The organism is Rouxiella sp. WC2420 (assembly GCF_041200025.1).
Taxonomy (GTDB): Bacteria; Pseudomonadota; Gammaproteobacteria; order Enterobacterales; family Enterobacteriaceae; genus Rouxiella.
Window position 1 is genome coordinate 925,619 of the sequence record NZ_CP165628.1, and the last position, 13,459, is coordinate 939,077.

Annotated in this window: 10 protein-coding genes; 8 read left to right on the forward strand and 2 right to left on the reverse strand. The window is 51.9% G+C overall.

The window, feature by feature from the left end; genetic code table 11:
• Nucleotides 1–52: 52 nt before the first annotated feature.
• The gene (gene lysA, locus AB3G37_RS04375) at nucleotides 53–1,324 is read left to right on the forward strand and encodes a diaminopimelate decarboxylase (RefSeq protein ID WP_369789827.1); all 1,272 of its coding nucleotides are present in this window, start codon (nucleotides 53–55) and stop codon (nucleotides 1,322–1,324) included.
• Nucleotides 1,325–1,382: 58 nt separating this feature from the next.
• Here the strand turns inward: lysA and AB3G37_RS04380 are convergent, their stop codons facing one another.
• Nucleotides 1,383–1,727 (reverse strand): PTS lactose/cellobiose transporter subunit IIA, encoded by a 345-nt coding sequence (locus tag AB3G37_RS04380; RefSeq protein ID WP_009637086.1) that lies wholly within the window; start codon nucleotides 1,725–1,727, stop codon nucleotides 1,383–1,385.
• A 163-nt stretch (nucleotides 1,728–1,890) separates the two neighbouring features.
• Between AB3G37_RS04380 and AB3G37_RS04385 the strand changes: the two genes are divergently transcribed.
• From AB3G37_RS04385 to AB3G37_RS04400, 4 genes are all read left to right on the forward strand, one after another.
• Complete coding sequence (locus AB3G37_RS04385; RefSeq protein WP_369789828.1) at nucleotides 1,891–3,237, forward strand: PTS sugar transporter subunit IIC; 1,347 nt, start codon at nucleotides 1,891–1,893, stop codon at nucleotides 3,235–3,237.
• 20 nt (nucleotides 3,238–3,257) lie between these two features.
• Complete coding sequence (locus AB3G37_RS04390; RefSeq protein WP_369789829.1) at nucleotides 3,258–4,694, forward strand: glycoside hydrolase family 1 protein; 1,437 nt, start codon at nucleotides 3,258–3,260, stop codon at nucleotides 4,692–4,694.
• A gap of 14 nt (nucleotides 4,695–4,708) precedes the next feature.
• Nucleotides 4,709–5,026, forward strand: coding sequence for a PTS sugar transporter subunit IIB (locus tag AB3G37_RS04395; protein ID WP_009637083.1), 318 nt, complete (start codon nucleotides 4,709–4,711; stop codon nucleotides 5,024–5,026).
• Nucleotides 5,027–5,110: 84 nt separating this feature from the next.
• The gene (locus AB3G37_RS04400; protein WP_369789830.1) at nucleotides 5,111–5,884 is read left to right on the forward strand and encodes an FCD domain-containing protein; all 774 of its coding nucleotides are present in this window, start codon (nucleotides 5,111–5,113) and stop codon (nucleotides 5,882–5,884) included.
• A 78-nt stretch (nucleotides 5,885–5,962) separates the two neighbouring features.
• On the opposite strand, the gene galR is transcribed toward AB3G37_RS04400, so the two are convergent.
• Nucleotides 5,963–6,967 carry an HTH-type transcriptional regulator GalR gene (gene galR / locus AB3G37_RS04405; protein WP_009637081.1) on the reverse strand — a complete coding sequence of 335 codons (1,005 nt, stop codon included), beginning with the start codon at nucleotides 6,965–6,967 and terminating at the stop codon, nucleotides 5,963–5,965.
• A gap of 281 nt (nucleotides 6,968–7,248) precedes the next feature.
• Here galR and AB3G37_RS04410 point away from each other — a divergent pair, with 281 nt between their 5' ends.
• The 3 genes from AB3G37_RS04410 to lplT all read left to right on the forward strand — a co-directional run bounded on the left by AB3G37_RS04410 (nucleotide 7,249) and on the right by lplT (nucleotide 13,426).
• Nucleotides 7,249–9,507 carry a molybdopterin-dependent oxidoreductase gene (locus AB3G37_RS04410; protein WP_369789831.1) on the forward strand — a complete coding sequence of 753 codons (2,259 nt, stop codon included), beginning with the start codon at nucleotides 7,249–7,251 and terminating at the stop codon, nucleotides 9,505–9,507.
• Between the two features lie 545 nt (nucleotides 9,508–10,052).
• Complete coding sequence (gene aas, locus AB3G37_RS04415) at nucleotides 10,053–12,221, forward strand: bifunctional acyl-ACP--phospholipid O-acyltransferase/long-chain-fatty-acid--ACP ligase (protein ID WP_369789832.1); 2,169 nt, start codon at nucleotides 10,053–10,055, stop codon at nucleotides 12,219–12,221.
• Complete coding sequence (gene lplT / locus AB3G37_RS04420; protein WP_369789833.1) at nucleotides 12,218–13,426, forward strand: lysophospholipid transporter LplT; 1,209 nt, start codon at nucleotides 12,218–12,220, stop codon at nucleotides 13,424–13,426. The genes aas and lplT overlap by 4 nt, the downstream gene beginning before the upstream one ends.
• Nucleotides 13,427–13,459: the final 33 nt, after the last annotated feature.

Genomic DNA, 13,459 nt, shown 5'->3' on the forward strand with positions numbered 1-13,459 from the left:
CCTTAATATCGAGAGTGGCGCTGAAACAGCGTGGCTCCCGCCGGAGAACGTGATGCCTTTTGATCTGCTGAATAAAGAAAACGCCCTCAACGCTGATAATTTGCTGGCAGTGGTTAAAGAATTTGGCTGCCCGGTTTGGGCCTATGATGCACAGGTTATTGAGCAACGTATCAATCAGTTGCGCCAGTTTGACGTGATCCGTTTTGCCCAGAAAGCCAGCTCCAATATTCATATACTGCGCCTGATGCGCGAGCAGGGTGTAAAAGTGGACTCAGTTTCCTTAGGCGAAATCGAGCGCGCGCTGGCAGCCGGTTTTAAGCCGGGCTATCAGTCGGGAGAGCACAGTGAAATAGTGTTTACCGCCGATCTGCTGGATCAGGCGACGCTGGATCGTGTCACGGAATTATCAATCCCGGTCAATGCGGGTTCCATTGATATGCTGGAGCAGATTGGTCAGCAGAAACCTGGACATCCGATTTGGTTGCGCGTTAACCCCGGTTTTGGTCACGGCCACAGTCAAAAAACCAATACTGGCGGTGAAAACAGCAAGCACGGTATCTGGTTTGGCGATCTGCCGCAGGCGCTGGAAAAAATTCGTACTTATCAACTCAAGCTGGTGGGCATTCATATGCACATCGGGTCTGGCGTTGACTACCAGCATCTCGAGCAGGTGTGCGATACCATGGTGCGGCAGGTTATTGAATTGGGCCATGATATTGAAGCGATTTCTGCCGGTGGCGGCCTGTCAATCCCTTACCAGTTTGGCGGTGAGTCAATCGACACCGGCCATTATTATGGTTTGTGGAACCGTGCTCGTGAGCAGATTGCCGCACATCTTGGGCATCCGGTCAGCCTTGAGATTGAACCGGGTCGTTTCCTGGTAGCAGAATCTGGCGTGCTGGTGGCGCAAATTCGCGCTGCCAAAGCGATGGGCAGCCGTCATTACGTGCTGGTCGATGCCGGTTTCAATGATTTGATGCGTCCGTCGATGTACGGTAGCTATCACCATATTTCCGTGCTGCCTGTTGATGGGCGTGACCTTAGCCAGCAGCCGCTGCGCGAATCGGTGATTGCCGGGCCGCTATGTGAATCCGGTGATGTGTTTACCCAGCAGGCTGGAGGCGGCGTTGAGACTCGCCATCTGCCTGAGGCAAACATCGGCGATTATCTGGTTTTCCACGACACCGGCGCTTATGGCGCTTCAATGTCATCAAACTACAACAGCCGTCCGCTGATCCCGGAAGTGCTGTTTGAGAATGGCGTTCCGCGTCTTATCCGCCGCCGTCAGACCATTGAAGAGCTGCTGGCGTTAGAACTCATCTAACCTATCAATGAGTTGGAAAAGCCGTGTCGTGATAAACGCCACGGCTTTTTTATTACTTTTACACCGAGATATTTTTGGCGAACATCTCTTGCCGCAGTAGCACAATTTCCTCTGCCAGATCGCGACACAGCATTGCGGTCATTAAGTGATCCTGTGCGTGCACCATAATCAGCGTCATCGGGATTTTCCCACTCCCTTCGTCAAGCCCAATCAACAGCGTTTGAATCTTGTGAGCCTCGCGGGCCGCAGTTTGTGACGCCTCTAATTGCCGCTGTGCTTCCTGCCAATTTTGCTGGCGAGCGCTTTGAATCGCCATCATGGCACAGGATCGAGCTTCTCCTGAATTGATCAGCAGTTCCATGATCGTTTGTTCAAGACTGGTCTGTTCAAGGTCAAAAGTCATAGATAAATCCATATTGGCATACCAAAATTGGCGTAATTCATCATATTGGAATTCCAATATTTGCTTCTGAGAATGAGATCACAGAAATAAAGCTCAGTTACGCTATTTTTTGGCATACCAATGAGTGTAAAAACACAACCATGCAATTCGCAGAGGTGCTGTCATGTCTTATAAAGACCGTTTTATTGATTCTCTGGGGGGCTTTGCCAACACCTTTAATAGCCTGCGATATATTATGGCGATTAAGGCCTCTTTTATCACACTGATGCCGGTGATTATTGTCGGTGCATTTTCAGTGCTTATTTCGAATATGGTGATGGACCCGAAAAACGGTCTGGCGCATTTCGAGATGTTCTCGTTTCTCGCCACACTGAAACCGATCATGACCAGTATTAATTACGCCACGCTGAGTTTTCTGACTATCGGTGCCGTATTTCTGATTGGTATTGAACTCGGAAAAATAAACGGCTCACGCTCATTATTTCCAGGATTGCTGGCGGTCATCTGCTTTATTTCTGTCACGCCAACCACGCTGGATATGATGGTTAACGGACATATGCAGGAGGTGAAAGACGTTATGGCAAAACAGTTCTCTGATACTAAAAGTCTGTTCCTGGGAATGTTTATTGCCATCCTCGCCGTCGAAGTCTATTCCAAGCTTGAGTCTTTTGACCGGCTGCGCATCAAAATGCCAGAAAGCGTACCGCCTAACGTTTCTGCCTCATTCTCTGCGCTGATTCCGGCCATTATTACCGTGATAGTAGTGGCGACTTTTGGGTTTGTCTTCCATCGTCTGACGGGTATTTATCTTTACGACGCCGTGTATCAGGTAATTCAACGCCCGCTTGAATCAGTAATGCAAAGCCTGCCGGGTATTTTGCTGCTGATGTTTGTATCGCAACTGTTCTGGGTGATCGGTATTCACGGCAATCAGATGATTAAACCGATCCGCGAACCGCTGCTGCTTGGCGCAATCATGGTCAACATGACCGCTTTTGAACAAGGTAAAGAAATTCCCAACATCATTACCATGCCTTTTTGGGACGTTTATATGAGTATTGGCGGCTCCGGCTGCACCATTGGCTTATTGTTGGCCGTGCTGATGGCGACTCGCCGCAAAGAGATGAAAGAAATTGCCAAGCTTTCACTTGGTCCGGGCTTCTTCAATATCAATGAACCCGTAATTTTCGGCATGCCGATCATGCTTAATCCGATTCTCGCCATTCCGTTCGTTATCACACCACTTATTACCGGCACTATTGGCTATTTCGCGACCAGCCTCGGTTTTGCAGGACGCGCGGTGGTGATGGTGCCGTGGACTACGCCGCCCGTAATCAACGCCTGGCTGTCAACCGCGGGTTCAATGGGAGCCGTGGTCACTCAGTTGGTGTGCATTGTGGTAGCGACCGGGGTTTATCTGCCGTTCGTCAAAGTCGCTTCTCGTCGCGCGGAACAGGCACAGAAAGAAGCTCTTCAAAATCAATCTGCTGGCGTACAGCGCCCGGCCTGACTTTAAAATGGAGGTAAGTCATGAGTAAGGTTTCGATAAATATTCCAGAAGATTTTATCCTGGGAGCCGCCGCGTCAGCGTGGCAAACAGAAGGATGGGACGGCAAAAAACAGGGGCAGGATTCGTATCTAGACCTGTGGTACAAAAACGATCGTCACGTGTGGCACAATGGCTTCGGACCGGCCAAAGCTACGGATTTTATCAATCGTTACAAAGAAGACGTGGCGCTGATGAAAGCCAGCGGCCTGACCCATTACCGCACCTCCATCAACTGGGCGCGATTTTTTACCGATTATGAAAACGGCATCGTTGATGAAGAGTACGCCAGCTACCTCGACAGCTTGCTGGACGAAATGCGCAGCGCTGGCATAGAGCCGATGCTGTGCCTCGAACACTATGAACTTCCCGCTTATCTAATTGAAAAATATGATGGTTGGAGTTCAAAAAAGGTCGTTGAACTGTTTGTGCTTTATGCCGAGAAAGTCTTTGCGCGTTTTGCTCACAAAGTGAATCGCTGGTTTACTTTCAACGAGCCGATTGTAGTGCAGACGCGAGTTTATCTCGACGCTATTCGCTGGCCTTATGAGCAAAATACCACTAAATGGATGCAGTGGAATCATCACAAGGTATTGGCAACCGCTAAAGTCGTAGCGCTTTTCCGCGAGCAGGGATATTCCCATCACGGCAGTATTGGCGTCATTCTCAATCCTGAAGTAACTTACGCCCGTTCCTCTGCCGCTCATGACAGGCAGGCTGCGCATCTTTATGACCTATTTTATAACCGGGTCTTTCTCGACCCATTAATCAAGGGCGCTTATCCACAGGAGTTACTCGATCTGCTGGCTAAACACCGGATTGACTTTGTTTATTCGCAGCAAGAGCTGGATATTATTCGCGAAAATACTGTCGATGAGGTGGGAATTAATCTTTATTACCCGCATCGGGTAAAAGCGCCAAGTCGGGAATGGAATAAAGAAACGCCTTTCCATCCTGCTTATTATTACGAGCATTTTGAGCTGCCAGGCCGCCGTATGAACAAGTCGCGCGGATGGGAGATTTATCCAAAAATTGTTTATGACATGGCAATGCGGATGAAAACTGAATACGGCAACAAGCCATGGTTTATTTCGGAAAATGGCATGGGTATTGAGGATGAAGGCCGTTTCCGGGAGGCATCGAGTGGGGAAATACAGGACGATTACCGTATCGAGTTTATTGCCGAACATATTTATTGGGCTTTAAAGGCGCGGGAAGAAGGCGCGAATTGCCTTGGTTACATGCTGTGGGCCTTCACCGACAACATTTCCCCGATGAATGCTTTCAAGAATCGTTATGGGCTGATCGAAATAGATTTGGATAATCAACGCCAGCGCCGCCGCAAGAAATCTTCGCACTGGTTTAAAGCGCTGGTCGACCAACGCAAGCTTTCATTAACCCTGGATGATGAAGAAAAATAACCCGGAGAATGACTATGAAACGTATCGTATTAGCCTGCTCGGCGGGCATGTCGACCTCATTGGTAGTTACCAAAATGGAGAAAGAGGCCGCGGCGCGAGGGCTAGAATATAAAATCTATGCCATTCCCGAGCAAAATCTGCGTGATGAGCTGGAAGCTTACGCGCAGGATGTCACCGCCGTGCTGCTAGGCCCGCAGGTTCGTTTCAAACTGGCTGAAAATAAAAAACTTACCGATCACTATCACATTCCCATCGCGGTGATTGATTCTGTAGCTTATGGCACCTTAAATGGTGCAAAGGTACTCGATCAGGCGCTGGGTTTGGTAGACTAGGCCACAACGAGGGCCGCTTCTCTGCGTGAGGGCGGCCTGTCACGGGGCATAATTTGCGGTTGTTGCCGCGGGTAAGGTGGGAAAGTGGACAAGGCCGTGGTTTCGCAGGAAAGAAAACAGTATCAGGAAATAGGTCACGATCTGCGTGAAAAAATCAAACAGGGACATTTTGCTATTGGCTCGCGCATGCCCCCCGAGCGCAATATGGCTGAAACTTATGGCGTGAGCCGTACTATTGTCCGCGAAGCACTGCTGATGCTTGAGCTGGAAGGGATTGTAGATATCCGTCAGGGATCAGGCGTTTACGTTGTACGCATTCCTCTGGAAGAAGAAGGGCGGGATGATTCTTTGTATCAGGGGCAGATTGGGCCTTTTGAACTCCTGCAGGCGCGACAGCTGATTGAGAGCAACATCGCTGCTTTTGCTGCCAAAATGGCCACTAAAGCGGACATTGAAAACCTGCGCCGCACGCTGGAGCAGGAACAGAGTGCCATTGTTGCCAATGATGAAAGCGGCGATAACGACAAGCTGTTCCACCTGCTGATTGCCGGGGCCACGCAAAATCAGATGCTGCTGGATTCAGTTAAAAACATCTGGGCCCATCGAGAATCTAGCCCGTTATGGAAACAGCTGCACAGCCATATTGCTACCCGTGGTTATCGCCTGAAGTGGTTGGCCGATCATCAAAACATTCTTGCCGCACTGCGCCGACGCGACGTGATGGGCTCCTACCAGGCGATGTGGCAGCACATGGAAAACGTCAAAAATACTCTGATGGAGCTTTCTGACGTTGATGCTCCTGAGTTTGACGGCTACCTGTTTGAGTCGGTGCCGATCTTCCAGGGTAAAATGGTATAACGTAAGCGTTAACCTGTCGTGTGACTTGATTCCCCTTGTTTTCAATTTATTTATTTTTAATAACAAGGGGATAGAAAGCTACTGGTTGGGTACGCTGACCGAGTGACGACGTACCAGCGTAGGGCTGAACATATTGGTCGTTTCCGGCAGCGGTTGGCCTTTGGCGAGAGCAAGTGCCAGCTGCGCGGCCTGATTGGCCATAGCGATGACCGGATAACGAATGGTGGTCAGCCTTGGGCGCAGATAGCGTGAGATCAGCACATCATCGAAGCCAATCAACGAAATTTCTCCCGGCACATCGATGCCGTTATCGCTCAGCACTGACAGCGCGCCAGCGGCCATCGGATCGTTATAGCAAGTTACCGCGGTAAAGTTTTTACCGTGGCCAAGCAGTTCGGTAATCGCCTGCTCGCCGCCGATTTCATCGGGTTCTGCAGAAACAATCAGCCTTTCATCGACCGGAATTCCGTGCTCATTCAATGCATCAAGATAACCTTGCAGCCGGTCGCGGGCGTCGGAAATATCGTGGGTCGAACACAGGATAGCGATGCGCTGATGCCCGGCCTGAATAAGGTGTCGAGTGGCGAGCCAGGAGCCGTAACGGTCGTCAAGCGCCACGCAGCGGTGCTCAAAACCCGGCAGAGTTCGGTTGATAAGCACCATGCCCGGGATCTGTTGCATCAGACTGCCAAGCTCATCCTCAGGCAGCATTTTTGCGTGGACCACCAGCGCAGCGCAGCGATGGCGGATCAGCTGCTCAATGGCCTGCCGCTCTTTATCAATGTTGTGGTAACCGTTACCAATCAGCAAAAAATTGCCGGTGGTATAGGCAACCTGTTCAACCGCTTTTACCATGGCACCGAAAAAAGGATCGGAGACGTCAGAGACGATCAGGCCCAGCGTTTCGGTCGCCTGCTGGGCAAGTGCTCGAGCATTGGCATTGGGATGATACTGCAAGTGTTGCATCGCGCTCATTACAGCATCGCGCGAGCTTTCGCTGGCTTTGGGGGAGTGATTTATCACGCGTGAAACTGTTGCGACAGAAACGCCCGCCAGTCTTGCGACATCCTTAATCGTAGCCATTTTGAGTATCCAACGAATTGAGGGTAAACGTTTACATTGCCTAGTTTTGCGGAAAAAGTCGGTGTCTGCAAGGGACGTAGATCGCAACTTCTCAAGCAAGCGCATTGAAACAGCGAATAAACCTCGGCAAAAGGGGCTATTTTAAGCCTTAAAGCTCGTCAGATTTTTGAAATGGCGCGTTAAGACGTTATTCACTCTTTTATGCCGATTTGTGATTTGAGTACCGCAAGCAGGATTGCTATTTTGTTAGCGATAACCATCAAATCGCAAAAAAGAGAATCATGTCAATTAAACGCTATCCGCAGCTTGCTCACTGGGGTGCCTATACGGCCGTGGTTGAAGACGGCCGCTTAGTCAGGTGTGAACCTTACTCTGCGGATGCCGACCCTTCGCCGATGCTGGCCTCTATTCCAGAACTGGTTTATTCCGACAAGCGTATTCGCAAACCTGCAGTCCGTCGTTCCTGGCTGCAAAAACGCGAAAACAGCGACCGAACCCTGCGCGGCAAAGAGGATTTTGTTGAAGTTGATTGGGATCTGGCGCTGGATTTGGTGGCTGAAGAAAATCGCCGCGTGCGCGACAGCTACGGTGCCTCCGGGATTTTCAGCGGCTCTTACGGCTGGTCATCAGCCGGACGCCTTCATCATGCCCGCTCTTTGGTGCGACGTTTTTATTTCGCCGGTGGCGGCGCTGTCGATCAGCAGGGTAACTACAGCTGGGGTTCGGCGCAGTTTTTCCTGCCTTATGTGATTGGCACCTACACGCCGCTTACTGGCAGGGTTACGACCTGGCCGAGCGTGGTTGAGCATTGCGATATTTTGCTGGCGTTCGGTGGGCTGGCGTTGAAAAATGCCCAGGTCGCCTCCGGCGGCGCGGTGGAACACACCCTGAAACCTGCGCTGGAGCAGTTGGCAAAAAAAGGCACACCGGTAATTAATATCAGCCCGATGCGCGATGACTGCCCTGAATTTGTCAATGCCGAATGGATACCTATCCGCCCGAATACCGATGTCGCATTGATGCTGGCGTTAGGCTATGAGATCCAAAGAAAAGAGGCGCAGGATACTGCGTTTCTCGCCAGTCACTGCGTGGGTTATCCGCAATTGGCCGACTATCTCAACGGTGTTAAAGACGGTGTAGCGAAAACACCTGCGTGGGCCAGCGCTATCACTGGAGTGCCTGCCGCGCGTATCGCGAAACTGGCAGACCAGCTGATTGGCGTGCGCAGTTTTATCACTTGTGCCTACGCGGTTCAGCGAGCCCATCGCGGGGAACAGCCTTACTGGATGATGATTGCGCTGTCGGCAATGTTAGGGCAAGTCGGCCTGCCGGGCGGCGGTTTTTCATTTGGTCATGGTTCGATGAACGGCGTCGGCAACCCGCGTTTCGATACGCCGGGGCCTGCGCTCAGCACGGGTCCAAACCCGTCGGGTCTGTCGATCCCGGTGGCGCGAATCAGCGATATGCTGCTTAACCCCGGAGAATCCTACGAGTTTCAGGGGGAAACCCAGACTTATCCAGACATTCATCTGGTGCATTGGGCCGGCGGCAATCCGTTCCATCACCATCAGCAGCTCAATCGGCTGGTCGAAGGCTGGCAAAAGCCCGACACGGTCATCGTGCAGGACAATGTCTGGACTCCCGCGGCCCGCATGGCCGACATTGTGCTGCCAGTGACGACATCGCTCGAGCGCAATGATATTGGTGGCTCATCGCGCGACAGATTCGTGCTGGCGATGCATCAGGCTGTTCCTGTGCAGCATCAGGCGCGAAATGATTTCGATATTTTTGCCGAACTGGCTGACAGGCTGGGATATCGCGAAGCTTACACCCAGGGGCGCGACGAAGACGCCTGGCTGCGCCTCATCTATAAGCAATGCGGGCAGGCGCAGGACGGAACCAACATTGAGTGGCCCGATTTTGAGACTTTTTGGGAGCGCGGCTACATCGAGTTGCCCAAACCGGAGAAAGATTATGTGTTCTTTGACTCGTTCCGTAAAAGTCCGCGCGCTAACCCTCTAGGCACGCAAAGCGGCAAGATTGAGCTGTACAGTCAGAAAATTGCTGACTATCACTATGATGATTTCGCCCCTCATCCAGAATGGCAGCCGCCGATCGAGTGGCTGGGATCGCAAACGGCGAAAAAGTGGCCGCTGCACTTGATATCTATTCAGCCGAAGGACCGTTTGCACAGTCAGCTTGACCAAACATCGTTGGCGCAAAACAATAAAATCGGCGGTAAGGAAACGCTGTTTATGCATCCTGAAGACGCCGCCCAGCGCCAGCTTAAAAACGGTGATGTGGTGAAAGTCAGTAATGAGCGGGGTAGCTGTCTGGCTGGAATTTCCTTTAATGACGGTATTACCCGCAGTGTCGTACTGATGGCTACCGGGTCATGGTTCAATCCGGGATTCGGCAAAAAATGGCAGGAAACCGAGCAGTCAGGTAATCCGAATGTTCTGACGCTTGATATCGGCACATCGCGCCTGACGCAAGGGCCTAACGCCATGAGTTGTCTGGTAGAAGTATCGGCTGTTTGAATCTCACCGCTGGTTACACTTTGCGAAGCTATGTTGCGATTGGCTGCTGGAGGTTGGCTGGCCCGAGCGGCTACATTAGCAGTCCCAGAGGTATTGATTGGTGAATCATCAGCATACTTTGTGTGTTGATACCGATTACACTTGCACCAACCTACGCGGATGCGTAGGTTTTTTTTCGCCTGCATTCGTGACGTTAACTTTTTATTCACATCTAAAGAACCTTGATATTACATCCAGTGTGGTAATTTTACAGTTGGTTGCAGTTTGCGCAGAACTCTTGCGATTGAAAGGTAGTGCATTGCGGCAGTGTTCTTTAATGTTGGTGATCCCAGAGGTATTGATTGGTGAATCATCCAACATGTTCTGCATGTTGAAACCGATTAAAATTGCACCAACCTACGCAGATGCGTAGGTTTTTTTTGCCTCAGATTTTTCTCTGATTTTTTTCTTAAACTCCCTTACCTGTCGTCAACCAAAGCCCCATTATGCTAACCTCGTTAACTGCCTGTTCTTATTCGAATAGGTTCATATAACAGGAGAACGGGATGCTCTATCGGTTGTTACACTCATTTTTTCGCGCCTTGTTTAAGGTGATATTCCGCATCAGCGTAACGCCGGAAAACGCCCAGTTCACCTATCCTAAAATGTTACTGACCCCCAATCACGTTTCGTTTCTCGACGGCATGCTGCTGGTGCTGTTTCTGCCGATAAAGCCCGTATTCGCCGTGTACTCGACCATTAACGAGAGCTGGTATATGCGCTGGTTGAGCACTTATATCGACTTTGTGCCGCTAGATCCTGCCAAACCGATGGCGATTAAACGCTTGGTGCGCGAAATCGAAAAAGGGCGACCGGTAGTCGTATTTCCTGAAGGACGTATTACCGTGACCGGCTCGTTGATGAAAATCTATGATGGCGCGGCTTTTGTTGCTGCAAAATCCCAGGCAACGGTGATCCCTATCCGCATCGATGGCGCAGAGTTCACGATTTTTAGCCGGCTTTTGGGCAGCTTCAAATTGCGCTGGTTCCCGAAAATCTCAATCAACATTCTGCCCGCGCAAACTGTGGCCATGCCAGAGGCTCCGCGCGCTCGTGACCGTCGTGTTCTCGCAGGGCAGCAGCTGCACGGCATCATGATGAACGCCCGAATGGCGACCCGCCCACCCGAAACACTGTATCAGGCACTGCTTTCGGCGCAGACTCGCTATGGCCGCCGCAAACCCTGCATTGCCGATATCGCATTCAAAGAAGACAGCTATCAGGGGCTGTTGAAAAAATCGCTGGGCGTAAGCCGTATTTTGCAACGCTTCACCCGCGAGGGGGAGCACGTCGGCATGCTGCTGCCCAATGCTACCATCACCGCGGCGGCGATTTTCGGTGCCTCGATGCGCAACCGTATTCCTGCATTGCTTAACTACACCTCCGGAGCCAAGGGGATCAAAAGCGCGGTGAAAGCGGCGCAGATTGAAACCATCGTCACTTCGAGACAATTTTTGGAGAAGGGCAAGCTTACCCACCTGCCGGAGCAGGTCACTGAAGTCAAATGGGTTTATCTGGAAGATCTAAAAGATACGGTGACCAAAGAGGACAAACTGTGGATCTTGTTCCATCTCATTTTCCCGCGCCGCGCGATGCTCTTTCAACAGCCAGATGATGCGGCGCTGGTGCTGTTTACTTCAGGCTCCGAAGGCAATCCCAAGGGCGTAGTACATTCACACGCTAGCCTTATCGCCAACGTCGAACAAATTCGCACGGTCGCTGATTTCACCCCGCGCGATCGCTTTATGTCAGCGTTGCCGCTGTTCCACGCTTTTGGCCTTACCGTGGGCTTATTTACCCCGTTGATGACCGGTGCGCGCGTGTTTCTTTATCCAAGCCCATTACACTACCGAATCGTGCCGGAGCTGGTTTACGACCAAAACTGTACGGTGCTGTTTGGCACCTCGACCTTCCTGGGTAACTACGCCCGCTTTGCCCATCCGTACGATTTCGCGCGCGTGCGTTATGTTGTGGCCGGTGCCGAAAAGCTTTCTGAAAGTACCAAACAAATCTGGCAAGACAAGTTTGGCCTGCGCATTCTTGAAGGTTACGGCGTGACTGAATGCGCGCCGGTGGTGGCCATCAACGTGCCAATGTCGACCAAAATCAATACCGTGGGCAAAATCCTGCCGGGTATGGAATCACGCCTGATGCCGGTGACGGGGATCGATAAAGGCGGTCGACTGCAATTACGCGGCCCTAACATCATGAAAGGCTATTTGCGCGTAGAGAATCCGGGCGAGCTTGAACTGCCGACGGCAGAAAACGCGCTGGGGGAAATTGAGCCGGGCTGGTATGACACGGGCGATATTGTCACGCTGGATGAGCAAGGTTATTGCGCTATTCGCGGTCGAGTGAAGCGCTTTGCCAAACTTGCCGGCGAAATGGTGTCGCTGGAAAACGTTGAGCTGTTGGCGCAACACGGATCTCCAGAAGCCCAGCATGCCGCCACTTCTCGCAGTGATAATGCTAAAGGGGAAGCGCTGGTGTTGTTCACCACTGACCCGCAGCTGACGCGCGATCAGCTCAGCAAAAGTGCTCGCGAGCTGGGCATTCCAGAGTTGGCCGTGCCGCGTGATATTCGCGTTATCAAAGCGCTGCCGCTGCTCGGAAGCGGAAAACCTGATTTTGTTACCCTGCGCGAAATGGCAGAAAAACCGGAGAGTAAAGCATGATTAAGCCCCTGGGGAGCAAGTTTCCCCTGATGTCCCGTGGCATGACTGCGGTTATCGTCGCGCAGTTTTTATCCGCCTTTGGTGATAACGCCTTGCTGTTCGCGACGCTGGCTCTGATCAAACAGCAGCTTTATCCCGACTGGAGCCAGCCAGTGCTGCAAATGGCCTTTGTGGCTGCCTATATTATTCTTGCGCCATTTGTTGGCCAGTTTGCCGACAGCTTTGCCAAGGGCAGGGTGATGATGTTTGCCAACGGGTTGAAACTCATTGGCGCGTTGGTAATTTGCTTTGGCTTTAACCCATTCCTGGGATACGGGCTGGTTGGCGTTGGCGCTGCGGCCTATTCTCCGGCCAAATACGGCATTCTCGGGGAAATCACCTCCGGCGATAAGCTGGTCAAGGCCAACGGTCTGATGGAGTCCTCGACCATCGCGGCAATCCTGCTGGGATCGGTCGCGGGCGGCGCTCTGGCCGACTGGCATATCACGGCGGCCCTGATGATTTGCGGGCTGGCCTATGCGGCTGCCGTGGCGGCCAACGTGTTTATTCCCAAACTCACGGCGGCACGCCCGGGGCAATCCTGGGATCCTCGCCGCATGTCATCGACCTTTTTCCACGCCTGCCGCTCACTGTGGGCCGATGCCGACACGCGTTTCTCTCTGGTTGGCACTAGTTTGTTCTGGGGAGCGGGGGTGACATTGCGATTCCTGCTGGTGCTGTGGGTGCCGGTAGCATTGGGGATTAGCGATAACACTACACCTACTCTGCTAAACGCGATGGTCGCCGTGGGAATAGTCTTTGGTGCCGGTGCTGCAGCACGTTTGATAACCTTGAAAACGGTGCAGCGTTGTCTGCCTGCGGGTATCGGCATTGGCGTTGTGGTGGTGCTATTTGCCCTGCAACACAGCATGCTGAATGCTTATGTTCTGCTGGCACTGATTGGCGTGCTCGGCGGCTTCTTCGTGGTGCCATTAAATGCTCTATTGCAGCATTTAGGCAAAGAGACTGTCGGCGCGGGCAATGCGATTGCCGTGCAAAATCTTGGTGAAAATACCGCGATGCTACTGATGTTGGGGCTTTACTCGCTGGTGGTATTGGTGGGAGCGCCGGTTATTGCTATCGGCGTCGGCTTCGGCGTGGTATTCGCGCTGGCGATTGCGGCTCTATGGGCTTGGCAGATTAAACAAAAACGCAGCAGAAAGTAAAACTCCGTAGAAAAAATAAAGGGCGCTGCGTGC